At 61.5% G+C, this 23762-nt stretch carries 24 protein-coding genes and 1 pseudogene; 21 read left to right on the top strand and 4 right to left on the bottom strand.

The window, feature by feature from the left end; genetic code table 11:
• Nucleotides 1–4 precede the first annotated feature (4 nt).
• Nucleotides 5–814 (top strand): ParA family protein, encoded by an 810-nt coding sequence (locus tag ADIAG_RS19125; RefSeq protein ID WP_007273091.1) that lies wholly within the window; start codon nucleotides 5–7, stop codon nucleotides 812–814.
• Nucleotides 811–1368, top strand: a complete 558-nt coding sequence (locus ADIAG_RS19120) for a hypothetical protein (RefSeq protein ID WP_007273090.1) — start codon at nucleotides 811–813, stop codon at nucleotides 1366–1368. The genes ADIAG_RS19125 and ADIAG_RS19120 overlap by 4 nt, the downstream gene beginning before the upstream one ends.
• A gap of 7 nt (nucleotides 1369–1375) precedes the next feature.
• On the opposite strand, the gene ADIAG_RS19115 is transcribed toward ADIAG_RS19120, so the two are convergent.
• Entirely contained in the window at nucleotides 1376–2098 is a 723-nt protein-coding gene (locus tag ADIAG_RS19115) for a transposase (protein WP_235045971.1), read from the bottom strand.
• 508 nt (nucleotides 2099–2606) lie between these two features.
• Here ADIAG_RS19115 and ADIAG_RS19110 point away from each other — a divergent pair.
• The 10 genes and pseudogenes from ADIAG_RS19110 (at nucleotide 2607) to ADIAG_RS20565 (ending at nucleotide 12014) form a co-directional block, all read left to right on the top strand.
• On the top strand, nucleotides 2607–3032 hold the full coding sequence (locus ADIAG_RS19110; protein WP_043476154.1) for a LexA family protein: 426 nt from the start codon (nucleotides 2607–2609) through the stop codon (nucleotides 3030–3032).
• A 154-nt stretch (nucleotides 3033–3186) separates the two neighbouring features.
• Nucleotides 3187–4308, top strand: a complete 1122-nt coding sequence (locus tag ADIAG_RS19105; RefSeq protein WP_007273086.1) for a tyrosine-type recombinase/integrase — start codon at nucleotides 3187–3189, stop codon at nucleotides 4306–4308.
• A complete protein-coding gene (locus ADIAG_RS19100) occupies nucleotides 4305–4655 on the top strand; it encodes a helix-turn-helix domain-containing protein (protein WP_007273085.1) in 351 nt (116 codons plus the stop codon). The genes ADIAG_RS19105 and ADIAG_RS19100 overlap by 4 nt, the downstream gene beginning before the upstream one ends.
• Entirely contained in the window at nucleotides 4624–7131 is a 2508-nt protein-coding gene (locus ADIAG_RS19095) for a site-specific integrase (protein WP_152426230.1), read from the top strand. Before ADIAG_RS19100 ends, ADIAG_RS19095 begins: the two co-directional genes overlap by 32 nt.
• A 258-nt stretch (nucleotides 7132–7389) precedes the next feature.
• On the top strand, nucleotides 7390–8412 hold the full coding sequence (locus ADIAG_RS19090) for a TerC family protein (protein ID WP_007273083.1): 1023 nt from the start codon (nucleotides 7390–7392) through the stop codon (nucleotides 8410–8412).
• Nucleotides 8409–9242, top strand: a complete 834-nt coding sequence (locus tag ADIAG_RS19085) for a hypothetical protein (RefSeq protein ID WP_007273082.1) — start codon at nucleotides 8409–8411, stop codon at nucleotides 9240–9242. The genes ADIAG_RS19090 and ADIAG_RS19085 overlap by 4 nt, the downstream gene beginning before the upstream one ends.
• A gap of 196 nt (nucleotides 9243–9438) precedes the next feature.
• On the top strand, nucleotides 9439–9744 hold the full coding sequence (locus ADIAG_RS19080) for a hypothetical protein (protein ID WP_007273081.1): 306 nt from the start codon (nucleotides 9439–9441) through the stop codon (nucleotides 9742–9744).
• A gap of 106 nt (nucleotides 9745–9850) precedes the next feature.
• Nucleotides 9851–10432, top strand: coding sequence for a dTMP kinase (locus ADIAG_RS19075; protein WP_007273080.1), 582 nt, complete (start codon nucleotides 9851–9853; stop codon nucleotides 10430–10432).
• Nucleotides 10433–10615: 183 nt separating this feature from the next.
• A pseudogene (locus tag ADIAG_RS19070) lies at nucleotides 10616–10798 on the top strand (Y-family DNA polymerase); the annotation flags it as partial.
• Between the two features lie 169 nt (nucleotides 10799–10967).
• Nucleotides 10968–12014: a glycoside hydrolase family 16 protein gene (locus ADIAG_RS20565; RefSeq protein ID WP_161623980.1), complete on the top strand. Its 1047-nt coding sequence runs from the start codon at nucleotides 10968–10970 to the stop codon at nucleotides 12012–12014.
• A 265-nt stretch (nucleotides 12015–12279) separates the two neighbouring features.
• On the opposite strand, the gene ADIAG_RS19060 is transcribed toward ADIAG_RS20565, so the two are convergent.
• Nucleotides 12280–12534 carry a hypothetical protein gene (locus tag ADIAG_RS19060; protein ID WP_007273077.1) on the bottom strand — a complete coding sequence of 85 codons (255 nt, stop codon included), beginning with the start codon at nucleotides 12532–12534 and terminating at the stop codon, nucleotides 12280–12282.
• A gap of 427 nt (nucleotides 12535–12961) precedes the next feature.
• On the opposite strand from ADIAG_RS19060, the gene ADIAG_RS21720 reads away from it, so the two are divergent.
• Nucleotides 12962–13117: a hypothetical protein gene (locus tag ADIAG_RS21720; RefSeq protein ID WP_007273076.1), complete on the top strand. Its 156-nt coding sequence runs from the start codon at nucleotides 12962–12964 to the stop codon at nucleotides 13115–13117.
• 69 nt (nucleotides 13118–13186) lie between these two features.
• Here ADIAG_RS21720 and ADIAG_RS19055 read toward each other — a convergent pair whose 3' ends face one another.
• Nucleotides 13187–14377, bottom strand: a complete 1191-nt coding sequence (locus ADIAG_RS19055; protein ID WP_007273075.1) for a Fic family protein — start codon at nucleotides 14375–14377, stop codon at nucleotides 13187–13189.
• A gap of 538 nt (nucleotides 14378–14915) precedes the next feature.
• Between ADIAG_RS19055 and ADIAG_RS19050 the strand changes: the two genes are divergently transcribed.
• Nucleotides 14916–15938, top strand: coding sequence for a TerC family protein (locus ADIAG_RS19050; RefSeq protein WP_007273074.1), 1023 nt, complete (start codon nucleotides 14916–14918; stop codon nucleotides 15936–15938).
• 146 nt (nucleotides 15939–16084) lie between these two features.
• On the opposite strand, the gene ADIAG_RS19045 is transcribed toward ADIAG_RS19050, so the two are convergent.
• Nucleotides 16085–17314: an integrase catalytic domain-containing protein gene (locus ADIAG_RS19045; RefSeq protein ID WP_235045968.1), complete on the bottom strand. Its 1230-nt coding sequence runs from the start codon at nucleotides 17312–17314 to the stop codon at nucleotides 16085–16087.
• Between the two features lie 160 nt (nucleotides 17315–17474).
• Between ADIAG_RS19045 and ADIAG_RS19040 the strand changes: the two genes are divergently transcribed.
• The 7 genes from ADIAG_RS19040 (at nucleotide 17475) to ADIAG_RS19010 (ending at nucleotide 23698) form a co-directional block, all read left to right on the top strand.
• Entirely contained in the window at nucleotides 17475–18035 is a 561-nt protein-coding gene (locus tag ADIAG_RS19040; protein ID WP_235045967.1) for a hypothetical protein, read from the top strand.
• Between the two features lie 72 nt (nucleotides 18036–18107).
• Complete coding sequence (locus tag ADIAG_RS19035) at nucleotides 18108–18644, top strand: dihydrofolate reductase family protein (protein ID WP_007273071.1); 537 nt, start codon at nucleotides 18108–18110, stop codon at nucleotides 18642–18644.
• 96 nt (nucleotides 18645–18740) lie between these two features.
• On the top strand, nucleotides 18741–19208 hold the full coding sequence (locus tag ADIAG_RS19030) for a hypothetical protein (RefSeq protein ID WP_007273070.1): 468 nt from the start codon (nucleotides 18741–18743) through the stop codon (nucleotides 19206–19208).
• Nucleotides 19205–19534 (top strand): transcriptional regulator, encoded by a 330-nt coding sequence (locus tag ADIAG_RS19025; RefSeq protein ID WP_007273069.1) that lies wholly within the window; start codon nucleotides 19205–19207, stop codon nucleotides 19532–19534. The genes ADIAG_RS19030 and ADIAG_RS19025 overlap by 4 nt, the downstream gene beginning before the upstream one ends.
• Nucleotides 19535–19579: 45 nt before the next feature.
• On the top strand, nucleotides 19580–19882 hold the full coding sequence (locus tag ADIAG_RS19020; RefSeq protein ID WP_007273068.1) for a hypothetical protein: 303 nt from the start codon (nucleotides 19580–19582) through the stop codon (nucleotides 19880–19882).
• A gap of 115 nt (nucleotides 19883–19997) precedes the next feature.
• Nucleotides 19998–20723 carry a VIT1/CCC1 transporter family protein gene (locus ADIAG_RS19015; protein ID WP_007273067.1) on the top strand — a complete coding sequence of 242 codons (726 nt, stop codon included), beginning with the start codon at nucleotides 19998–20000 and terminating at the stop codon, nucleotides 20721–20723.
• 185 nt (nucleotides 20724–20908) lie between these two features.
• Nucleotides 20909–23698, top strand: a complete 2790-nt coding sequence (locus ADIAG_RS19010) for a Tn3 family transposase (protein WP_235045966.1) — start codon at nucleotides 20909–20911, stop codon at nucleotides 23696–23698.
• Nucleotides 23699–23762: the final 64 nt, after the last annotated feature.

Genomic DNA, 23762 nt, shown 5'->3' with positions numbered 1-23762 from the left:
CCTCATGGCAGCCCGGATCATCGCTGTATGTAACCAGAAGGGTGGCGTCGGCAAGACGACCCTCGTCACTGGCCTCGCCGAGGTGCTCTCAAGGGACTTGTTGCTCAAGGTTCTTGTTGTCGACGCAGACCCCCAGCGAAACACAACGTCCACCCTGGGAATCGTTGACCCGGAATTCACCCTCAACGACGTCCTGTATGGCGACGAAGAGCAGAAGCATAGGATTCTCCCTGGCGTAGCTGCGGATGCAGTTATGCCTGCCGGTGATGCATGGCAGGGGGGGCACCCCTCGCTCGACCTTATCGCCTCTGAAAGAAACCTGGCATCCCGCGAGCGAGACTCCATGATGGCCCGCGAGGGTCGTTTGCGAACTGCATTACGCGGTGTTGCCGATCAGTACGACATCGTACTGATCGACTGCCCGCCTTCTCTTGGGCTGCTCACAGTCAATGCGCTCACTGCAGCCACCCATGCCTTGATGGTTAGTGAGCCTCGCGTGGGGTCTGTGGAAGGGTTGACAGAAATTGTCACCACCATCGCTGAGGTTCAGGAAAGCTTGAACGAAAACCTGGACGTCGTTGGCATCGTGGTCAACAAGAAGAAAAAGAACCGCCTGGACCAAGATCGCTGGATCATGCAAATGCGCCAGGACTACGACGGGTTCGTTCTTGAGCCATCCCTTTTCGACCGAGAAATCTACGCTAAATCCCAGGCAGGCTATGTGCCATTGAAGACTTTCGGATCTTCAAGCACGATCGAACTGGCATCCCTGAAGCGACTGGCGGAAAACATCATGGAGAGGACAGCCCCATGACTCAGGATGCGCAACGCGGGGAGCGAGGCGCTGCAGCCGGCAACATCTTGCGTGGGCTCAAGAAAGCAAACCGAACCAGTGTAATCGCTGAGATCGTCTCTACCGACGGAGAAATTCCGTCGAAGCAGGATCCCCTGATTCAGGAACCACCCGCTGTCGCCGCCGAGCCAGAGGCGAAGGAACCCGAGGTTGCTCAGCCGCCTCAGGTAACCCCGCCCGCCCCGTTGGCGCAGAGCCCGGCCTACGTGCAGTCAGCACCGATATATCAGACATTCGCTGCGCCACAGTCTCAAGCCCCTGCGCCGCCGACTCCAGCCGAGGACCTCACCAAGAAAAAGAAGACTGGTATTTTCCAAACGCCCGAGCAGTACACTCGGCTGCGCGCGACATTCGATGCGACCAGACACCTGACTGGTTACCAGACGATGTCCGAGTACGCGGCCGCAGCCATCGACGCACTCAACGACCATATGGAACAGACCTACAACGGGGGAGAGCCCTTCACAGTCCGGCCCGGTGCGGTACGCGCCGGACGCCCTATCAAACTCGACTAGTACCGCGTCAAGCAACCTTTGCCCTCTTGACGATGGACGCCCGGCGGATGACCTTGCGCAGCTTGGGGTCGGTGGTGTGGTGGTTTCGCCAGATGATGAAGCGGCAGATCATGCTGCCCTGCGCCTTGTGGCTGGGGTGGTCGGTGCCGTTGAGCGCGAAGTAGCGCAGCGCGGTGAACTGGGGCTCGATCCGGTTGAGCCATGAGCTGTCGAATGGCACGTAGGCCAGTTCGACGTTGCTCGCCGCGGCCCAGTCCCCGACCCGGGCGTCGATCCTGGTGGACAGGTGCGGCCCGTAGTTGTCCATAATGATGGCGATCCGCTGCGTCGTCGGGTGCAGGGTGCGCAGGTAGCGCATGAAGGCCAGAAACTCAGTTCGCCGCTTGTGAGGTTTGACGTGGGCATAGAGCTTGTCGGTGGACAGGTCGTAGGCGGCCAACAGGTGCCGCACCCCGTGCGGGCGCTTGTAGGTGGCCCGTCGCCGTCGCCGGCGCGGGGAGTCCTGGTCCCCGATCCCGGTGGCGGCCGGGGCCCACTGGTGCCCGGGGTGGGGCTGGAGGTTCAGCGGCCCAAATTCGTCGAAGCAGAGCACGATCTCGGGGTCGCCCTCCCCGGGTATGGACTTGCCGTCGGCGAGGTCATAAAGCTCATTGACGCGCCTGGCCTTGGCCTCGTAGTCGGGATCCGTGCTGCCCTTCCAAGCCCGTGAGGAACGCAGCATCCAGTACATGCTCAACAAAATCGTCTGGCCGGCCGTTGAACGCATGCAGAACGAAGCAGGCCGAAACTAAGCCGAAACGAGGCCGGACCGCCCTGCCGGCACCTCCGCCGGGTCACGGCTCAGGCAGATGAGGCGCTGCCGTTCTCGGGTAGCTGCAAGCCAAGGGCATTGATGGCGCGCAGCGCCCACATGCCTGCCGAGAGGCAACCGGCGTTCTCGCATGGGGTACTAACCGCGGTCTTCCGGCCACAAGGCCGGGAGGCAGCGGTTATTTCCTGCCCTTGCCGGCGGGCGGATCGCAACCGCTGGCCCTCTGCGCGATTCGCCGGCACCTGGGCATATGCGGCCTCGTGGTTTTCGTCTCGACAGGGATTTGCCTGCGACCGGCTTCCGGCCGTGCGGGGCATTGATCATTCCCCTGGGTTGTACCCACAGGAGTGGAGCGGATCAAACTGTGGGTGGCGGACGTATCCTTGAGGTGAATACTTGTTCCATAAATTTAGGTCGTAAAGTGACTATTCAGTACATACGTTCTGTCGAAGTGGGCGGCACTTCGGTCCCGCTGCTGGTGGCCCAAACCGCGGTCGCGGCGGGGTATCCCTCGCCGGCCCAGGACTACTTCGACGGCACGATCAACCTCAGTGAGCATTTGATCCACGACACCACGAGCACCTTCATCGTGCGGGTCTCGGGCTGTTCCATGGAGGGTGCCGGCATCTCGGACGGGGACGAGCTGATCGTCAACCGCGCCCGGAAGCCGGTGGACGGCTCGATCGTGGTGGCGGTCCTGGACGGGGAAATGACCGTCAAGCGACTGCGCCTGACCCCGCGGGGTGTGGTCCTGCAGGCGGAGAACCCGGAATATCCGGATCTGGTGGTGGGGGAGCTGGCGTCCCTCACCGTGTGGGGAGTTGCCGAAACATGTCTGCACCAGCTTAACTAGGTGCTATTCCGTTAAACGGGTGATTACGGCCCGCACAAGGGGTGCTATTGCCATTGTTGTCTAGCATTGAGCCGACGAAAAGGGCGAAACGCTCTGGACTTAGCAGGAGATCTCCCGTCTAATGCAGGAATAGTGCATTAGACGGGAGAATATTTTGCTTGATCGAGGAGCACCGCCGGGCTCTGCCTCGCTGTCGCTTTTGCCCGACGTCTCCTTCCTGAACGAAGCAGAATCGGTTTTCACTGCCATGCTGGAAGGCTGGCAGATGCGCCAGCGTGGCGGACGGAACCTCAAGGAATCCTCCGTGCGGGGCACCGTGAGCCAGATTTCGCAGTTTCAGGCGTTTACCAACGACTGGCCCTGGAACTGGAGCGCCGCTGATTTTGACGAGTGGATGATGCATCTGGTGGCAGTCAAGCAACTGGCTCCCTCGACGATTCGCACCTACCAGTACGCGGTTAGGGAGTTTTGCAGCTACTTGTGTTCCGAGCACTACGGCTGGGTTGAAGAATGCTCCTCCCGCTTCGGAAATTACCCGTCCCAGGTCTGCCACGAGTGGAACAGCGTGGCACACCTGCAGGAATACGAGGGCCGGCCCGGGCGCCGGCCGATGAGCCGAATGGAGATCCAACAACTCCTGGACCGGGCAGATGAAAGGGTCGAGGACTGCATCGCCGCACGACGCAAGGGAGCGGTGTCGGCATACCGTGATTCCACGATGCTGAAGGTGATCTACGGGTGGGGCCTTCGCATCAACGAAGCCGTGCAGCTGGACGTCAACGACTTCTACGCCAACCCGCACCACCCGGAATTCGGGCGCTTCGGCGTCTTGCAGGTCCGTCACGGCAAATCCTCGGCGGGCTCGGCCCCCAAGCGCCGCTCGGTCATGTCCCTGCACCCGTGGGCGGTTGACGCCGTGCGTGACTATGTGGAGAACGTTTGGCCGCAAGTGCGCACCAAGGATTCCGATGCCCTGTGGGTCACCGAACGGGGAACCCGCACCAGCACGCATGAACTGCGGAAAACCTTTGGACAACTACGTGACGGTCTGGGCCTCGAGAAGGCCCTCTCGCCGCACTGCCTACGGCACAGTTACGTGACCCACCTGATCGAATTGGGGATCGATCCGGTCTTCGTGCAGCAACAAGTAGGACACGCCTACCAATCCACCACGGCGATCTACACGGCAGTCAGCGGGGACTTCGCCAACAAAATGATGCACCAGGCACTGGCCAAGCTCTTGCCGGAATCACCCAAGACGAAAGGCGCAACATGAAAACGATCGGGTACGAATGGCGGTTGAGGGAAATCATGGCTGCCGCGGGAATTTTCACCACCACCAAGCTCAATCGTGAGCTAAAAGAACGCGGAATCGAGTTGTCCTCAAGCCAGGCCTACCGGCTTGCCACGGAGAAACCCGAACGGCTGAACCTGCATGTCTTGGTGGCACTCATGGACATTTTCGATTGCAGCGCCGATGACCTGGTTCAACGCGTCGAACTGCGTCATTCATCTGCCAAGACAGGTACAGAGGATCAGGACACCACGGGAACGGCGGATTTCCTGCGGAAAGAAGGGTTCCGTCCCAAGCGTGCCAACATTGTTCCCGACCATGAAGCGTGAGGCTGCCCTTGACGACATTGCCGAACTTATTCATCGGATAGAACCCGGCCTTCCCCGGCCCCGGATTCTCCAGGTCGTGGCGCGGACCGTGGCAGCACGGCCCGCAGTCCCCGAACTGCTCTCGGTCTTGCAGAATGACATCCGGTTTCTGACATCCGGGGACGATACGATGCCCTCAAGCCTGGCCGGCATCATCGACCAGCTGATTCACGAAGGAGCCACCACGCTCAAACGCCCGCGATGCCACCGCTGCCACGAGCAACGCCGCCTGCCAAACCGCAGAGGAGGGCACGGCATCTGCGCTTCGTGCTATTCACTAGACCGCCGCGTGCACATCGAGTGCTCCCGCTGCGGGCAACGGCGCAAGCGGCGCGCCGTGGTGGACGGGCAGGAATGGTGCGGCACCTGCTGGGAAGGCCAGCTGGGGCAGGTGGAGGCCGTGTTCAGGACCGCCGTTCTCGGCAGCGGATGCGGCATCACCGCACGCCAGTTCGAGACCGTGGCCGCGACGGTGCACAGCACCTGGAAAGCAGGAGCCATCCTTAGGCTTTCCCTGGAATTGAACACCCGGTCCGAGCAGTGGTTCGCCCAGCCTGCGGCGGGATCGGTGTTGTTCCTGAGATTCCACGCCGCGTTGGAGAAAGCCGGCGTCAAGGTGACTCCCGTGGCATGTGGGCGGTGCGGCCGGGAAGCGACCCTGGCCAACATCCTGGGAGGATTGCGTTGTTGTGCCAGGTGCTATTCCGCGAGCAAACGGGAAACCTGCTCCCAATGCGGGCGGGAGCAAGTACTGGTGCTGCACGCCGCTGACGGGACCGGAATCTGCCAAACGTGCATGAAGAAACTGCCCGACCGCACGGCCACATGCATCGACTGTGGGCAACGGCGGTACGTGGCCTGGAACGGACCCGACGGGCCGGTCTGTTCCAAATGTCGGCCCAAGCACCGCATCGACTACTGCCCCGGATGCCAGCGGCAAAAACCGTGCTTGTTCGCCGGCACTTCCCGGGCACGGTGCCACGAGTGCTCACGCCGGAAGGAAACCTGCGCGCTCTGTGGCACACAAGTCAGAGCCGCCACCCGCAATGACCAGGGAATAGCCATCTGCGGCCGGTGCTCGCGCAAACCCGAGCCATGCTCCGACTGCGGACGGCACCGGATTGTGGTGGGCCGGGCGCAGGGGAAACCGCTTTGCGACTACTGCTACCCCAAGGACCCGGTGTCGTTTCGCGACTGCGGTCGATGCGGACGCCACGAAAACCTCCAGGTGGCCGACTTGTGTCAGCACTGCGCCGCGGATGATGAACTCGAACGCCTGGTGCCCCTTGAAGCCAGGGCAAACAGCCCGGTGGCCCAAGCCATCCATGATCTCTGCCAGGATGCCAAGCCGCAGTCCATCCTTGCCGCGGCGAGGAACTCATCCATGGGGCTACTTCGCAGCATCATTGATTCGCAGATCATACCTACCCATGAATTCCTCGACCATGCAGGGGCGGACCAGGCGACACGGGCCGTGCGCTCGCTCCTGATTGATGCAGGATTGCTGCCGTACCGCGACAACAACCTGGCGAGGTTCGAGGAATGGATCACCCGCACGGCACAGCGAATCACGGATCCACAACAGAGAGCGGCCTTTGTCCAGTTTGCCCGGTGGCGCCACGTGCGGGAACTACGGAAGCGGAAATCCCCGGTCCATTCCAGCCTGACGACGAGCCGCCGCCGGGAACTGCGCTTGGTCATGGAACTTCTCGCATGGCTGCAGCAGCAGAACCGGGCACTGGTCTCCCTCACACAGTCCGACATGGATCGCTGGAGAGCCAACGGGTCGGCGGAAAGACACCGGGTCAAGCCCTTTCTCGCGTGGGCACACGCCAACGGGAGGGTCCGAAGCATCGAGATCCTCAGGAAACCCGGCAACGCCCTTGACGTGGCCGGCACGCCAGCAAACGAACGGGCGCACCTGTTGCACGAAATCCTGGATCCCGGGTGCACCTCGCAGGTTGCGGTGCGCTTTGCCGCGGCCCTGGTGTTGCTCTTCGGCGCCGGACCACAGCAAATCGTGGAGCTGCGCGTGTCCGACATCAGCACGAACGACGAACGGGTCTACCTGAAATTGGGGAACGAGCCCCTGCTGCTTCCCGATGCCCTGGTGGACCTGGCTATTGGAACCCACGAGAACCGGATGGCACCACGACTGTTTGCGCCCACCCGTGACACCGACTGGCTTTTTCCCGGGATCAGGACCGGATATCCCCTCTCGGCATCCACGTTGATCGGAAGCATGAAGCAGCTGGGAGTCTCTGCTTCCCGTGGCAGGACAGGCGCCATGGCTGAGTTGGCCCAAGAACTGCCGCCCGCCATATTGGCACGGCTGACGGGCAACTCCACGACCACCGCGATCCGTTGGTCCATTGCCGTAGCGGCGTCAAACGCCCGGTACGCGGCACTAGCCATGCCTGCCACTCCGCTCGGCTGATTTCTGGTGGGTCCCTGGACGATGCCAATGCTCCACGGTCGCCACGAATCCGATGGGTAAATCCTGGATCTTCGACTCATGGCATCAACGACCGGTCGGCCATGTTGTATTCTGGTCTATATCAAGGGGAGTACTCCCGTCCGCGATCGGTCCGTCAATACGTATGCACTCGTGCATCCCGGACCATCGGTTCTGAACTGATCAGAGCGGAGGAGACCTTGGCGTCATATCCACGCCATATCCCTTTGGAGTACCCTCATGCAGGTATCACCCTTGATCTGGATCATCACCATTGCAGTGACGATCGTCTTCTTCATTTACGAATTCTTCGTCCACGTGCGCAAGCCCCACGAACCCTCCATCGGTGAATCCGCCCGCTGGTCGGTGTTTTACATCAGCCTCGCAATGCTGTTCGGCGTCGGTATCGGCACGCTCTCGGGATGGACGTACGGGGGCGAGTACTTCGCCGGTTACCTCACCGAAAAGGCACTGTCGATTGACAACCTCTTTGTTTTCCTGCTGGTCATGGGTGCGTTCGCGGTACCGAAGATCTACCAGCAGAAGGTACTGATGGTAGGCATCATCATCGCGCTGGTCTTGCGTGGCATCTTCATTGCCGTCGGCGCGACCCTGATCGAGAACCTGTCCTGGATCTTCTACCTCTTCGGTGCCCTATTGCTATTCCTGGCCTACCGTCAGGCATTCTCAAACCACGAAAGCGATCCGGCCAACAACCGGTTCATGCGCTTCGTACGCCGTCACCTGGCGGTGACCGATGAGTATCACGAAGACAAGCTCACCGTGAAGAAGGACGGCAAGCGGTTCGTTACCCCAATGCTGCTCACCATCATCGCCATCGGTTTTGTCGACTTAATCTTCGCTGTCGACTCGATCCCCGCCATCTACGGGCTCACCGACCAGGCCTACATCGTCTTCACGGCGAACGTCTTTGCATTGATGGGGCTACGACAGCTGTTCTTTCTCATCGGTGGCTTGCTGGAGCGACTGGTCTACCTCTCCCAAGGCCTTGCCGTCATCCTGGCGTTCATTGGCGTGAAGCTCGTCTTCCACGCACTGCACGTCAATGAGCTTACCTTCATCAACGGCGGGCAGCCGCTGTTGTGGATCCCCGAGATCCCGATCTCCTTCTCCCTGCTCTTTATTGCCGCCACGATCACCGTGGCCACCGTCGCAAGTCTGTTCAAGACCCGCGGCAACCAAAAACGTCCCAGTGCACCCGCACCGAGCGACCCCTCCATCACGAAGGATTACTCCAAATGAGCATGTTCTCCAAACTCACCGGCCTCGCCCTGAAAGCCCTGGACAAGTCCGGTACGCCGAATCAGCCCAGGAACGCCGGCCAGAAAGACTGGCGTGCGATCGTCCGCACTGCAGCAGATACCCTAACTGGCGACGGACGCGCCACCGAGGCTTCTGCCGGCCGCCAGCCAGCTTCCACCGAGACATATCGCGCCCAGTCGCACCACTCCGATTCGCGTGTTCCATCCGAGGAGATCAGCAACGCTGACCGGGCGGCCATCGCGCGCTACGATTACCTCCTGGAAACCGCCGATCCGCACCAGATAGAGCAGATGCACCGCGAAGCCTTCGAACGCCTGACCCCGGCCCAGCGGGATCAAATCCAGCAGCGGATGCGCACGGAACTTCCCACCGAGGACCATCCCCGAACCTCGGGTGCCGATGACCTGGCACGAACCGCAGCCCGAGCCGAGGCCGGGCGGCCCGGTTTCCTGAGGGGCCTGCTCGATCGCGCCGGGAGTAACGGTTCACGTCCGGGCGGCGGCATCGGCCGTGGTGTGATGATCGGAGGCGCCGCGGCAGGGGCAGGGCTCCTGGCAGGAGGTGTTCTCACCGCGGTCGTTGGAGGAGCCGTCGTCAGCTCGCTGGCCGGACCGCTCCTGGAACAGGCATCAAGCATGGGAGTTGACTTCGAAGCCTTGGGTAACGGCATCGATCTCGAGGGCCTGACCGGAGGGTTGGGAGAGTTCACGGCCAACGCCGGTGAAACCGTCTCGGGCCTTGGCGAGCAGTTCAACGATGTCGGATCCAATTTCTCCTTGCCGGGACTCAATGACCTCTTCGGCCGCTGAGCCCGAAGCCAGATCGTCGGCAGTGGGCACTACGTACCCGTTCATCCCGGCAATCATCTCCTCGGATAGCTAAACGAGATATTGGGAACTTGGGCGATCCGCTTACTGGGACGCCTCCCGCTACAACGCATCAAGAGATCAATGCGCTCCTGACGGTCTTCCCCGCCAGCGACAGCCACCTACGAAAGGAATCACCATGAAAAACCGAGCCACAGCGATCTTGGGCTCCACCCTGCTCTTTACCGGAGCCCTTTTCCTCACCAGCTGCGACAACACCCAACTCCCACAAACACCAGCAGTGGAAGAACAGGATGGTGCCGAGAACCAGGACGAAGGCACTGAACAGCAGGACGATCAGGACGGAGGCACTGACCAGCAGGACGATCAGGACGGAGGCACTGACCAGCAGGACGATTCGGACGAAGGTACTGACCAGCAGGACGATCAGGACGAGGGTACTGACCAGCAGGACGGCCAGAACGAAGATCAAGAAGAGAACTAACGTCCGATGAGAGCTGGGAATATTCCATGATGAGGGGACAGCGCGCATTTGCGCACGGCCAACGCCGATCGTTGCCGGCGTCGTCCGGAGAGCATGGCGGTGAGTCATGATCATTGTTCTCGCCGGTATCGATGGGGCTGGTAAAACCACAACGGGTCGGCTGCTTACGCAACGACTCAATGCGGCGCACTACCCTGCAACCTTCATCAAGAACCGTTCAGGCCGACGAAGCCTGTCCACGTGCTCCGCTCGCCACAACATCCATCCTCCTGTGATGGTGTTCGAGACGATCGAAACGGCGATCCGCTGCGTTAACGTACTGATCTCCCACTGCCGAGCCACGTTCGGTCCCGGGACCGTGATCATGGACAGGTACCTCTATTGCCAAGTGGCACTGCGACGGGCGCGGGGCCTGCTTTCGGGGTGGCTTCTTCCTTTCCTGTCTAAGATCCTGCCCACTCCAGACATTATTTTCTATTTCGCTATCCCAGCTGACCTCGCGCACGCACGGATTGAGAGTCGAGCCACGGACACGGAGGCGCTCGGGCACTTGCAGGCATTCGATGCGGCATACCGGGAGATGGAGAATTTCCCGTCCTTCGTCGTCATCGACGCGACTCTCCCCTCCGGACAGATTGTCGAAGACATGCTGAGGGAGCTCGGTCTGTGCGAATTGGTACTCCAGTGACGAGTTGACACAGAATTCTCATGCTGACCCGCTACTGTATGCACAGCTAAACGGGGTGGCCGGAGAATATGGTGGTTTCGGGCCCAATCCGGGATAAAAAGAGAAGGAATAGTGCCACAACAAATAGCACCGATTACCGACATAGAAGCCCCCTGGAGCCCACAGCCCGACTCCAACGAATACATCGCCCACGTGGACGTGAACAGCTTCTACGTCAGCTGCGAGCGAGCCTTCGACCCCACGCTGATCGGCCGGCCGGTGATCGTGCTGTCCAACAACGACGGCTGCGCCGTCGCCCGCTCGGACGAAGCCAAGGCCCTGGGCGTGGAGATGGGGGCTCCTTGGTTCAAGCTCGCCCCCACCGCCGCTTCCATATAGGTGACCCGCGGTATTCGGGTTCGCGCTTTTTCAGTTGCTCGGGCACCAGGCGGGGTCGGTCCCGGTTCCATCAAGTCAGAGGAACCTGGGTGGGCAGTTCCCCAGGAGTTGTATGCAGCGGCCAGGTACGGGGTTGTCCAAGGTGCCCCATGGAGTCATGTCCTGGGCATCCGGCGGGCCGAATGATTCAGTGGTCCGGTCGCCTGCTCTCCAGCCATGGGGCGAGCGTTCCGACGCGGGCACCGTCCGCCACGACCGGAAATCTTGTATGGAAGGATGGCCGGTGGCGGGGCATGATCGTTACAGCTATCATCGGGTCATGGGCCGGAAGAGAGAAGTTTTTGGGTCCGTCACCGGATTGATCGCCTTGGCGCTGCTGTCGGGATGTACTTCTCAGGTTCCGGACGAAAATCCAGGCAGTACCCAAATTCAGCCAACTGACGGCCTCAACAGTGGGATCCACCCCGATGCAGCTTCCACGGACGGGATGCTGCTGGACGAGGGGTTCGACGAAAACACGCTGGATGCCTCCCTCTGGAACACCTGCCACTGGTGGCAGGACGACGGATGCACCATAGCGACCAACAACGAACTCGAATGGTACCTTCCGCGACAGGTCAAGGTCTCCGAAGGAGCACTTCACCTGACGGCCGAGCGCAGTGCGATATCTGCATCCGACGGCAAGGACTATCGCTTCGCCTCGGGCATGGTGACGACGGGCCCGCCGGCCCACCAGAGGGCACCCAGGCTGGCCTTCACGTATGGGAAGGTCGAGGTCCGGTTTCGCCTGCCCGCCGGCCGCGGCCTGTGGCCGGCCATCTGGTTGCTTCCCGCCAGCGAGAATTCCCGACCCGAGATAGACATGCTGGAAGTAACCGGTGAGGATACGGGACGCCTGCGACTGCACCTGCATCCCAAGGACGACTCGGCCCCATCCATCGGGAAAGACTATCTCCTGCCGGGAGGGGCTTCCCTGGCCGGCGGTTGGCACACCATCGGCCTGGACTGGTCCCCCGGAAGGTTGGATTTCATCCTTGATGGAAAGCGCGTATGGCGACTAGACGGCAAGGAGGTGCCGGACGAGCCGATGTACCTGGTGATGAACCTGGCCGTCGGGGGCGAGTATCCGGGGGATCCTGACCAAAGCACCAGGTTCCCGGCGACCATGAGCATTGACCATGTCCGGATTCGACGCAATGACTGATCCGAACACTGCGGGTTCCGTGGCAAACCGCGATTGATGCGAAAGATCCCTCGTTCGCAGTGGTTCCGGGTCGTGGTTCCTGTGTCCTGCGCGGGCAGGTGCCCTTCGTCGGCGCACCGTAGGGTATGGGACGCGGGTGGATTTGTGGACGCGAAGGTGGTTGCAGTCCCAGGCGTATGCCGACACCCGCAACCCGGTGGCTTCCCAGGCGGCGGGACCGGTTCCAGGCCCGATTCGGATGACTGCGAAATGGCGTGTAGTCGGGTCAGGGCATCATCAGGATGAATCCCGTCACGGCGCACAGGATTCCGGTCCCCGTGAGTATCCAGCCGGTGAGCAGGGCGGGGTGGCATTGGTTGTCATGGAGCTCGATTCGGGTTCCCACATCCAGGATTTGGGCTTCTGCGGGATTATGCAGGGGGAGGTGCGGCGTGTTTTCGCCATCGGACCAGCGGAAACCCTTGAATCCGCCGGTTTCAAAGACCTCGGTGGTGGTCTTGGTCCACTGACAACGGCACATGGCCACGATCCAGCCAGCGATGACCAGTGGACGTCATTACCTCGTCATCCGTGGTTCGAAGGGCGAAGGGGTACCTGACTCAATTCTCCTAGTGCCGGGCGCAGGCTGGCACTGAGTGGATTCTGCCGCTGGTTGCGCCCGACGTTCCTTGACGGTGTATGTATCAGACGAGAAAATTGAGAGACACCGATCCTCGTGGAGGAGACTCGTCATGAAACGGAAGCGGAGAAGACCTAATAGGTACTACGTTGAGCCTTTCTCCATCGGGCGGAACGCGTGGCCTTTGACGGCCAAGGAAATCAGCGGCCACTAGTGCTGGGTTGTTGACGCGCGTGGGTGGCGGCAATCGCCATCGCCGCGGAGGAAGAGGTGGCCCGGCTATGGGCACCGCACCGAAGAAGCCGCCCGCCATCAGGGGGAGCGCCGGGTGGCGGCCGAGGCCCTGAAAGCCGAGCAGGCCCGCACCCAGGAGGCATGCGAAGCCCTGGCCGAGGCCCGCGGGGCCCTGGCCGTCCTGCAGGAACAGGCCGCGCTGTACTGGAACAACACCGACAAGACAGGAAACCAGGGCACCGAAGAGTAGGCGTTACCGAATTCGGGACCATGGATGCCCGCACCGGGTGACTGATGCAGGGATCATCTTGGCGGACGGTTAGGCGCGGGTGCGCTTTCCGGCGCGCAGCGCAAATTCGTCCAGGGCTTCGATGACGGCCGGGGCGATCCATATCTTGCGGCCCTTGATGTGGCTGCTGGCTTTGAGCGCACCGAGGGTTTCCAGGGTGGTGATGTTGCGGTAGGCGGAGCTTGAGGATTGGCCTGTCATCTCGATCAGGGATTCGGCGCTCAGGGCCGGTTCCCGCACCAGGTAGCTGATGGTGGCGGCCATGCTGTCGCTGGGCTTGTGGGGCAGTGCGGCATGGATGTCGGACTGCACCTGGGTGATGTCGGCGGCCAGGAGTCGGCCATTGTCGGTGGCGGCGAAGGTTGATTCGGCGAACATTTCGGTGATGGGTTCCGGGTCGCCGTGTTGGTAGGCGCCCAGGGATTCGAAGTAGGAGGTGGTGTTTGCCAGGAGCCCGGAGGAAACGGGGATGGTGACCCTCCGGGTCACGCCCTTGTTGCGCAGCAGGGCACCGACCAGGGCCCTGCCGGTGCGGCCGTTGCCGTCGGGGAACGGGTGGATGGTCTCGAAGTGGGCGTGGGCGATGGCGACCTGGGTCAGGATCGGCAGGTCATCGCGCCGCATGAAGCCGACCAGGTCCTCCAGTGCGGCTTCAAGGCTTTCATGGCGTGGCGGAACGAAGATGGCGGTGTGCGGGGAGTTGCCCCCGATCCACACCGGTGCAGTGCGCAGCGTCCCGGCGATCTGCGGATGCGAGGCCTGCAGCAGGGCACGGTGCATGGCTAGGATGTTGGGCAGGGACAACTCATCGGAGAGCGCGATGGCGGCGTGCATGGCCGAGACGTTGGAGGCAATCAGAGAGGCATTGGGACTTGTTTGGTCTCCCAGTTGGGCCAGCGCGATTCTCTTGGCTCCCGCGGTGAGGTTCTCGATTTCGGAGCTGGCCACGGACTCGCTGCGCAGCAGCAGGGTCGCGAAGGGGGCCGCACTCTCACCCAGATCCCGGTCGAAGCGGACCATGTCAATGGTTGCCTCCTCAGCCAGGGCCAGGACCCGGGTGCTGATGAGGGCGGTGGCGTCCTTGATGGGCGGCACGACGGCGGCTTGGTAGGGTCCGCGGGCGAGCAGGCGCTGGCGGCGTGACTGGCTGGCATCGGGCGCCGCGTCCCACGGGACTTCCTCGAAGCGGATCGAGGGCCAGGTGGTGTTCTCGGTGCCCATGGGTGCCTCTCGCGGATGCCGGGTGCGTGGACTGGTTCCGGTGTGGGTGGGAAACCGAGCGTCCTACTTTCCCAAGCTTATCTGATCTTGGGAAAATAGAGCACTCGCTGTGCCACCGGGCTCGCCATGCCTTTGGTGCGTCGACGCTCCGCGCCGCCAGAGGGGACCGTCAACGGGGGCCTTCGGGGCTGTGGGCGCATGGTGGACGATGCCTGGTCTTGACGCCCACGAGGTGTTGCCCCGTCCGTGTGATTTCCGGTTCTTATCCGGGCTATGGGGGATTTCTGGTTGGTAGCGGGGCAATGTCAAGGCTCCATAATCGCCAAGAATTCGATGGGTGAATCCTGGATCTTGGACTCACGGCCTCAACGACCGGTTGGCCATGTTGTATTCTGGTCTATATCAAGGGGAGTACTCCCGTCCGCGATCGTCCGTCAATACGTGTGCAATGGTGCATCCCGGGCCATCGGTTCTGAACTGATCAGAGCGGAGGAGACCTTGGCATCATGTCCACGCCATATCCCTTTGGAGTACCCTCATGCAGGTATCGCCCCTGATCTGGATCATCACCATCGCCGTGACGATCGTCTTCTTCGTTTACGAATTCTTCGTCCACGTGCGCAAGCCCCACGAACCCTCCATCGGTGAATCCGCCCGATGGTCGGTGTTTTACATCAGCCTCGCACTGCTGTTCGGCGTCGGCGTCGGCACGCTCTCGGGATGGACATACGGGGGTGAGTACTTCGCCGGTTACCTCACCGAAAAGGCACTGTCGATCGACAACCTCTTTGTTTTCCTGCTGGTCATGGGTGCGTTCGCCGTACCGAAGATCTACCAGCAGAAGGTACTGATGGTAGGCATCATCATCGCGCTGGTACTGCGTGGCATCTTCATTGCCGTCGGCGCGACGCTGATCGAGAACCTGTCCTGGATCTTCTACGTCTTCGGCGCCCTGTTGCTCTTGTTGGCCTACCGCCAGGCATTCTCAAACCACGAAAGCGATCCGGCCAACAACCGGTTCATGCGCTTCATACGCCGCCACCTGGCGGTGACCGATGAGTACCACGAAGACAAGCTCACCGTGAAGAAGGACGGCAAGCGGTTCGTTACCCCGATGATGCTCACCATCATCGCCATCGGGTTCGTCGACTTGATCTTCGCTGTCGACTCGATCCCCGCCATCTACGGCCTCACCGACCAGGCCTACATCGTCTTCACGGCGAACGTCTTTGCCTTGATGGGGCTACGACAGCTGTTCTTTCTCATCGGCGGCTTGCTGGAGCGACTGGTCTACCTCTCCCAAGGCCTTGCCGTCATCCTGGCGTTCATTGGCGTGAAGCTCGTCTTCCACGCACTGCACGTCAATGAGATTGCCTTCATCAACGGCGGGCAGCCGCTGTTGTGGATCCCGGAAATCCCGATCTCCTTCTCCCTCATCTTTATTGCCGCCACGATCACCGTGGCCACCGTCGCGAGCCTGTTCAAGACCCGCGGAAACCAAAAGCGTCCCGCTGCACCTGCACCGAGCGACCCCTCCACCACGAAGGATGACTCCAAATGAGCATGCTCGCCAAACATACCGGCCTCTCCCAGTAAGCCCTGGACAAGTCCGGTACGACGAATCAGCCCCAAAGCGCCGGCCAGAAAGACTGGCGTGCGATCCGCCTTGCCTCATGTCAATATGCTCGCGAAATAATCCCGCATGCCTCAACTAATTTGCTCGCCAAATAGGGCATCCCCGGACTGCGCGCGCATCTTGGCCCGGTTGATGAGATGGTTCTGGATGGCATTGATGCGGCGAGTGATGGCCGCCGGATTCAGGTCCCCGTGGATGCCCGCCAGGGCCTTGGCATGTTCCGGGTCCATGGCCTCCAGATCCATGATGCGCTGGTACGCGGTCCGCGGCCGGTCATAAGTCCGCTTCCTGCGACCCGAACGTGCGGTGCCGTAGCCGTTGGCCTTGACCATCGGCAGCAGGTGGTTCTTGCGCTGGTTCACCAGCGCCCAGAGCTCATTGAGCAGGGCCATCTCCTCCGGACCCTCGTAGCGGAACCTGAAGGCATGGCGACGGACCCAATCCCGATTTCGCTGCTCGACATGCGCATTGTCGTTATGCTTATACGCCCGCGCCCTAGTCAGATCAATGTTTCGTTCCTGCGCCCACTCGATGAGCTGGGTGTTGATGAATTCACCGCCATTGTCGAAATCCAGGGCCCGCATCGGGTAGGGCAGGGACCGGACCAGCAGGTCGACCCCGGCCACGACATGGCTGTGCGCACGGTTTTTCACACACGTGTTCACGGTCCACCCGGTGAACACATCTGTCAGGGTGATCGAATACAGGAACTCGCCCTTGAGGCTGTGTCCGCAGTGGGCGACGGTGTCGATCTCGAAGAACCCCGGTTCCTGCTCCATGGGCGTGCCCGACCACCGCACCGGGATCTCCGAACGCAGCATCGCCCCGGGCTTGGTCGAGGACAGTGCCGAGGGGTATCGAGCGGCGCGCAACGGCTTCAGATACCGATCCATCGTGGAGGCCGACATGGATAGCAGCTCGTCCCTGACCTCGTCGGTCAGCAGTCCCGCCACTGTCCCGAGTTCGTCGAAGCGTTCCAAACGCTCGAGCTCGTCGGCCATGATCGGAGCCAAGTATTTCCCGCAGGGCTCTCCGGAAAGCGTCCAGATTCGTTCCAGGAGCTTGAGGGCCGCCGGCCCGTACTTGCGGGGCCTGCGCCGCGGCAGGGGCTTCGGAATCCCGCGTGCGGGCTTACGCAGTTCCGTGGCCAGACGCCGGCGGGCGTTGGCCCTTGACCAGCCGGTCGATGCGCACAGGTAGTCGAGCATCACGCCCTTCTGTCCCTTGGTCCCTTTCGCATACTCGGCGGCGAAGCCGCTGACGAGCTCTCGCCGGGTGTGCATCGATATCCCCTGTTTCATCTCCCCAGCACAGCCTGCTGCCCGCCCTGGTGGCCAGAGTTTCGCGAGCATTCTTAAATGAGGCACGCACCTCATTTCGCGAGCATTACTAGTGAGTCAACGCGACGGCTAAGCGCCAGAGCTTTGGCAGTGTTACTCTTTGGGCATGGTGGTACGCCGTTTGGAAAGCCTTGGTCTGATTATCGGACCCTTGCTGTTCGCCCTGTCACCGCTCTTCTGGATCGACGGACACTATGGAGTGACCGGCGGGCTTCTCATTGCCATAGCCGCCGTGCCCTGGGTGTACGGACTCATTGGGGAATACAACGCCCTCCGCCCCCGGTTTCCCCTTCTGTCGGGGCTATGGATGCTTCTGGTGCTGATCGGCATGTTCGGCACCGTCGCGTTCGGGCTGCAAGGCGTGTTTGAGAGTGTGTTCGGTATCACCGAGTTTCGCTCGCTAGCTACTTTCGACATCTACCCACTCCCGGTGGCTATTGTGCTGATTCTGGCCGGACCGCTCTTTCCGGTCGCGCTTTTGTCCTTGGGCGCAATGCATTGGTGGACCGGGCTCACGCCCCGCTGGAGCGCTGTGTTGTTGGTATTTGCGGCGGCTGCGTTCCCGGTTGCGCGGATATCTCGATCTGTCCCAGTTGCGTTCATCGCTGACCTCGTCATGCTCGCAGCCTTCTGTGTGGTCGCCTGGTTTGCCTGGCATCGAAGGGACGAGGAATCCATATAACTTGCGGCTTGCGCTCAATGATGCAGAACTCTGACCCTGATTTCCAGAACATCGCAAGAAAGGTGCGCTCCCATGACCACCCACTTCTATACTGCTTCAAGCCTCGACGGGTTCATCGCCACCCCCGAGCATTCCCTTGAGTGGCTGTTCAAGCAGGACTTCGATTTCGAAGGCCCCATGGCATACCCAGAGTTCGTGAAAGGAATTGGCGCTCTCTTCATGGGTGCTTCCACGTATGAGTGGCTACTGAGCAACCAAGATGAGTGGGGCTACGAGCAGCCGGTCTGGGTATTCACTCATCGCGACCTGCCCGTTCCAGAAGGCGCAGATATCCGCTTTGTTCAGGGTTCAGTGACGCAGGCTCACGCAGAGGCCGTCCTAGCTGCGCAGGGAAAAGATATTTGGGTGGTGGGCGGTGGCGACCTTGCTGGCCAGTTCGCAGATGCTGAGCTACTCGACGAAGTCTGGGTACAGTTCGCGCCGGTAACACTTGGTTCCGGCCAGCCTCTCCTTCCGCGAAATCTGCAACTCGAAATCATTGACCACGCTCGCAATCGCGATTTCATTTGCATTCGATACCGGGTACTCCGAGAGACGCCTCACCCGTAGATCTTGAAATCTGCCGCAGACTCGCGCGCAGGCAGGAAGTGATCCACAGAATCGATCACTTGACAGACTGGAAAGTGATAGCTTAATCTTTCCAACATGGAAAGTAATGAGATTCAACAACAGCTCCGCGAGGCCGAGCGGGCAGCCGCCGCGCCCCATATCGCTCTCCCCAGGTCCCCCTGGTGGCACACTCTCCTGATCAGCCTCACGGGTCCAGCCCTCGTGCTGCTCGTGACGCAAACGCAGGGATTGTTTTCCGAGCGCACCCCTTTGGGGTCTATCCCGACCCTTACGATCGTGCTCATTGCACTTGTCGTGATCCTCGACCAAAGAAAACGCCGCGGCGTCACCCCAAAGGGCAAGGCTCCCCAAGAAATCCGCCGAGTTTTCAACTGGTACTTACTCGGCACGATCATACTCATAGCAGGCGTCTTCGCGCTGGCCGTCACGAGTTCACTCTGGGTAAGCATTCCGGTAAGTTTCGTGGCATGCCTGGGTGGGCTGACCTGGTTCGGCATCGCCTACGAGCGGGCTGCCGATCGTGTACGGGTTCGACTGGCATGATTTCCGACCTCGACCCGGTCATTCACGCGCCCAAACGGCTCGCGCTTATGGCACTGCTTGCCCACGCTCAAGACGCAGATTTCGGGTTTGTGCGCGATGCATTGGGGGTCAGCGATTCCGACCTCTCCAAGCAGGCCACTGCTCTGACTGAGGCCAGCTACATCACGGTCGCCAAGGCGGGCCGCGGGCGAGGCGGCACGACCACATTTCGAATCACCAAGCAAGGTCGCACCGCGTACGAAAAACATCGGGCCGCACTAGAAGCCTTGCTCGCGGGGAGCAATTTCAGCGTCTCGTCTGACAGCACTGTAGCTAAGGAGTCGTAGCCAGACGGCATGGCACTCATCAGGCCTCCCGAATAAGCTTCAACCATGACCGATTCACAACCACAGAACGCATCCGGCTCAGTTTCTCCGAGGATCGGCCTGCCCGGTATCGCCGCAATCTTCTTTACGCTCACGCCGATCCTCTTGATTCTCGGCTGGATGATCTTCATGGGCACCTCAAGCCGTGATTTCTTCTCCGGAGCCCCCTTTCAAGCCATGCTCGGAACGTTTTTGATCTTGATCGGCCTATTGTGCCTGTTCTCTGCGCTTCTGCTTGTGGGAGTTCGTGTCATCGCCCAACAGCACCTCAACGTGCTCGTTCAGCTCAGCAGCCCCCGCCCGGAGTAACAAACTGGGCCATTCACGGAGGAAATCTTCGTCGTGACGCAGTCGATTTGCGCGGCCCGACCACCTTCAAAAACGGGTTCTCACGCATCGAGAATGATTGCTAACGTTGCCTCACGTGAAGGAAATCAACATCGCAAACCCACACGAGTACGACCACACTCACTCGTCCTCCGCCGGGTCTGGGTGGCTTCGCGCTTCGGTGTTCGGTGCGATGGACGGCCTCGTCTCAAACACCGGCCTCATTTCAGGTATTGCCGCAGCAGGCGCTTCCCCTGGCATTATCGCGATCACCGGTATCTCGGGCCTCATCTCTGGCGCGATCTCAATGGCGCTTGGCGAATACACCTCCGTGCGGACGCAGAACGAGCAGCTTCAAGTTGAGATCGACACCGAGCGCGACGCCCTCACTCGCAATCCAGAAGGCGAGGAGGCCGAACTCTCGATCATGTTCGAGTCGCTCGGCATGCACCCTAGTACAGCTCGCGATGCCGCTTCACAGGTGCACGCGAACACCGAACAGGCGCTCAGAGTGCACCTCGCGCACGAACTTGGCTTGAGCCCCGACGAAAAGCAATCGCCGAGGGTGGCGGCAATCGCATCTCTTGTCTCCTTTAGCGTGGGTGCGATTATCCCGGTCCTTCCGTTCCTGATCGGCTTCGGAACCCTCGGGTGGGGGCTCCTCTTCGGCGGAGTGGGTCTTCTCGCTGCGGGCTTCGCTGCCGCAAAGTTCACTGACCGCAACCCCTTCGCGAGCGCGGGCCGCCAGCTGCTCTTCGGCGGCATCGCCGTCGCGGCCACCTATGGCATTGGTACGCTCCTCGGGGTCTCACAACTCGGTTAATCGGCGAAGATCGAGCCCACACTCTTCAGCAGCGCCCAATTGGCTTGGTGATCCTCAAAATCACGCGATCCTCGCAATTCGAATCTCTGCTGTGGCCGTAGGCTTAACGCATGCCAAGCCGGGGTCTGGGGAAGAATCGCCCGGAAATTCACGCTAAGGAGTCAGCGGCCTGTTGAATGGGTGACATGGCGGTCGATTTTCTAAGTGATGAGCAGGTCGCAGGGTTCAGCGGATTCCCCGACGAGGTACCAGCGGAGGACCTGGAACGTTTCTGTTGGTTGGACGATGCCGATTTGTCGGTGGTTGGTCGCCGCAGGGGAATGCACAACCGCCTGGGATTTGCTGTTCAACTGATCACGGTGCGGGTAGTCGGACGTTTTTTGACGGATCCATTGGCTGTTCCGTGGCCGGTGGTGGAATCCCTGGCCGGGCAGCTGGGCATTGCCGATGCTTCCGTGCTCAAGCTGTATGCGCAGCGGGGACAGACCGGGTACGAGCACGCCGCGGAAATCTCCACCGAGTACGGGTATGCGGATTTCTCCGATCCGGCCAGGTACGAAGAGCTGAGGCTGTTTCTGGAGGCCCGGGCCTGGACTTCGTCGGAGGGACCGGTGCGTTTGTTTGAACGGGCAGCTCTCTGGCTGCGTGAGCGCAAGGTCCTTCTCCCCGGCGTCTCCACGTTGACACGACTGGTTTTAGAGGTCCGCTCCGGAGCAAATGACCGCCTCCATTCCATGCTGGTGGACGCGGCCGGCCCCGCATTGATTCTGGAATTGGAAGGTCTGCTTCGCGTTGGGGAGGGGTCACGGCTGACCGCGTGGGAACGGCTGCGGACCGGGCCCTCGAGGGTCTCGGTGCCGGAATTGCTGCGGCAGTTGGAGCGGCTGGCACGCCTGCGGGCCCTGGGTGCCGGGACCATCGATGTGGAGATGATCCCCGAGGGCCGGATGAACGCCCTTGCCCGCTACGGGTTGGCGGGCAAGGCCTCATCGCTTCGAGGACTATCGGGACAGCGGCGGGGTGCGACACTGCTTTGTGCCGTGCGCGCCTTGACGTCGGAGGTTGCCGATGATTTGTGTGATGCCCTGGACGCCATTGTCAACGAACGCGTTCTGCGCAAGGCAACCAGGGAATCCACTGCCGCCCGGTTGAAGTCCCTGCCCCGTTTGTCCAAGGCCTCACTGCAATTGGCGAAGGCCGCGAAAACACTGGTCGAGGTGTTGGACAACACGGAATATTCCGGCGCAGAGGCCGCCTCGGTGCTGGCCGATCAGGTTTCCTTGTCCGAGCTACGCGCCGCGCTCGAGGTGGTGAACGAAGTGGTGAATCCCGGGGGTGCCGAGGCTGACACCGCGGCCGAGATGCTGCGCCGGTTCGCCACCGTGCGCTCGTTCCTGCCAGCATTGGCCGAGGCGGCACCCTTCGGGGCCACCGCGGGCGGGACGCCAACGTTGGCGGCGCTGACGGCACTGCCGGAAGTTCTGGACGGCCGCAAGAAAGACCCTGCCGAGGTTGATCTGTCCGTACTCTCTCCAACTTGGCATCGCCTTGTCACGGCTTCGGAGGAAATCGACCGCAAGGCCTACACGGTGGCAGTGACGGTGGCCGTCCACAAGGCGCTGCGGCGCCGGGACATCTTCGTGGTGGGCGGGCGGCGCTGGGGAGACCCTCGGGCGCGGTTGCTGACCGATCCTGCGTGGCAGGCCACCAAGAACGAGACCTTGAGGGCGCTCCAGCTGCCCGAAGAGCCAGCGGACCATCTGGCTGGTGTCCGCCACCGCCTTGATGCCCGATATCGTGCGGCGGCTGAGCAGTTGGCCGACAATCCAACGGTACGGATTGATGATGCCGGCAAGGTCCACCTCTCACCCCTGGAGGCCAAGACGGTCCCGGAGTCCTTGACGCAGTTGCGGGGGTTGGTCTCCGGGATGCTGCCGCGGGTGGATCTGCCCGATGTGCTGCTGGAAGTGCATTCCTGGACGGGGTTCCTCTCGGAATTCAGCCACGTCTCGGAGGCCTCCGCGAGGATGGGCCAGCTTGATGTCTCCGTCGCCGCCATCCTGGTGGCCGAGGCCTGCAACGTCGGGCTCACACCGGTGGTCAGGGACGGCCACCCCGCCCTGACCCGTGGACGCCTGAGCCACGTTGACCAAAACTATGTGCGTGCCGATACGCTGCGCGCGGCCAACGCCCGCCTGATCAAGGCCCAGTCCGGTCTCGGACTCGCGCAGCGCTGGGGCACAGGCCTGCTGGCGTCCGTCGACGGGATGCGGTTCGTGGTGCCGGTGGCCACCGTCAATGCCGGGGCAAATCCGCGCTACTTCGGCCAGGGCCGCGGCCTGACCTGGCTGAACTATCTCAACGACCAGGTCTCCGGCCTGGGCGCCGTCGTGGTTCCGGGAACGGTCCGCGATTCCCTGCACATTCTCGATGGGCTGCTCGATCTTGACGGCGGCCAACGCCCCGAGATGGTCGCCACTGACACGGCCTCCTACTCGGACCATGTCTTCGGGCTTTTCACGCTGCTCGGATATCGGTTCTCACCCCGACTGGCCGGGTTGCCGGACCAACGGTTCTGGCGCATCGACGCCACGGCGGATTATGGGAAGCTGAACGCGGTGGCCGGCCGCAACCGCATCAACCTGGATCTCATCACGTCGAACTGGCCGGACATGCTCCGCCTTGCCGGGTCCCTGACTGTCGGGACCGTGCGTGCCTCGGAAGTCCTGCGGGTCACCCAGGGAGGCGGGGCACCGACGCTGCTCGGGAAGGCGTTGGCGGAGTACGGGAGGATTGCCAAGACCGAGCATCTGTTGGACTTCATCGATGCCGATGAGGGGTACCGCCGGCAAATCCATACCCAGTTGACTGTGCAGGAATCCCGGCATGCCCTGGCCAGACTCATCTTCCACGGCAGGAGGGGCCAGATACGGCCTTGGGGACTACTGGTACAGCGGTTGGCGCTAGGCACTTGATCATGATTGTTTAGCTCAGGCGATCCAGGTTGCGCGGAGTTTCGTGCAGATTTTCGTCGGAAGA

The organism is Paeniglutamicibacter gangotriensis Lz1y (genome assembly GCF_000348945.1).
GTDB classification, from domain to species: domain Bacteria; phylum Actinomycetota; class Actinomycetes; order Actinomycetales; family Micrococcaceae; genus Paeniglutamicibacter; species Paeniglutamicibacter gangotriensis.
Note: the sequence above shows the minus strand (reverse complement) of the source record. Positions and strands in the feature narration are given on the sequence as shown.

Bases quoted from the DNA above. Each gene is read 5' to 3' on its own strand.
- ADIAG_RS19125 (WP_007273091.1), top strand. From the start codon at position 5: ATGGCAGCCCGGATCATCGCTGTATGTAACCAGAAGGGTGGCGTCGGC.
- ADIAG_RS19120 (WP_007273090.1), top strand. From the start codon at position 811: ATGACTCAGGATGCGCAACGCGGGGAGCGAGGCGCTGCAGCCGGCAAC.
- ADIAG_RS19115 (WP_235045971.1), bottom strand. From the start codon at position 2,098: ATGTACTGGATGCTGCGTTCCTCACGGGCTTGGAAGGGCAGCACGGAT.
- ADIAG_RS19100 (WP_007273085.1), top strand. From the start codon at position 4,305: ATGAAAACGATCGGGTACGAATGGCGGTTGAGGGAAATCATGGCTGCC.
- ADIAG_RS19090 (WP_007273083.1), top strand. From the start codon at position 7,390: ATGCAGGTATCACCCTTGATCTGGATCATCACCATTGCAGTGACGATC.
- ADIAG_RS19085 (WP_007273082.1), top strand. From the start codon at position 8,409: ATGAGCATGTTCTCCAAACTCACCGGCCTCGCCCTGAAAGCCCTGGAC.
- ADIAG_RS19080 (WP_007273081.1), top strand. From the start codon at position 9,439: ATGAAAAACCGAGCCACAGCGATCTTGGGCTCCACCCTGCTCTTTACC.
- ADIAG_RS19075 (WP_007273080.1), top strand. From the start codon at position 9,851: ATGATCATTGTTCTCGCCGGTATCGATGGGGCTGGTAAAACCACAACG.
- ADIAG_RS20565 (WP_161623980.1), top strand. From the start codon at position 10,968: ATGTCCTGGGCATCCGGCGGGCCGAATGATTCAGTGGTCCGGTCGCCT.
- ADIAG_RS19060 (WP_007273077.1), bottom strand. From the start codon at position 12,534: ATGTGCCGTTGTCAGTGGACCAAGACCACCACCGAGGTCTTTGAAACC.
- ADIAG_RS19055 (WP_007273075.1), bottom strand. From the start codon at position 14,377: ATGGGCACCGAGAACACCACCTGGCCCTCGATCCGCTTCGAGGAAGTC.
- ADIAG_RS19050 (WP_007273074.1), top strand. From the start codon at position 14,916: ATGCAGGTATCGCCCCTGATCTGGATCATCACCATCGCCGTGACGATC.
- ADIAG_RS19045 (WP_235045968.1), bottom strand. From the start codon at position 17,314: ATGAAACAGGGGATATCGATGCACACCCGGCGAGAGCTCGTCAGCGGC.
- ADIAG_RS19035 (WP_007273071.1), top strand. From the start codon at position 18,108: ATGACCACCCACTTCTATACTGCTTCAAGCCTCGACGGGTTCATCGCC.
- ADIAG_RS19030 (WP_007273070.1), top strand. From the start codon at position 18,741: ATGGAAAGTAATGAGATTCAACAACAGCTCCGCGAGGCCGAGCGGGCA.
- ADIAG_RS19025 (WP_007273069.1), top strand. From the start codon at position 19,205: ATGATTTCCGACCTCGACCCGGTCATTCACGCGCCCAAACGGCTCGCG.
- ADIAG_RS19020 (WP_007273068.1), top strand. From the start codon at position 19,580: ATGACCGATTCACAACCACAGAACGCATCCGGCTCAGTTTCTCCGAGG.
- ADIAG_RS19010 (WP_235045966.1), top strand. From the start codon at position 20,909: ATGGCGGTCGATTTTCTAAGTGATGAGCAGGTCGCAGGGTTCAGCGGA.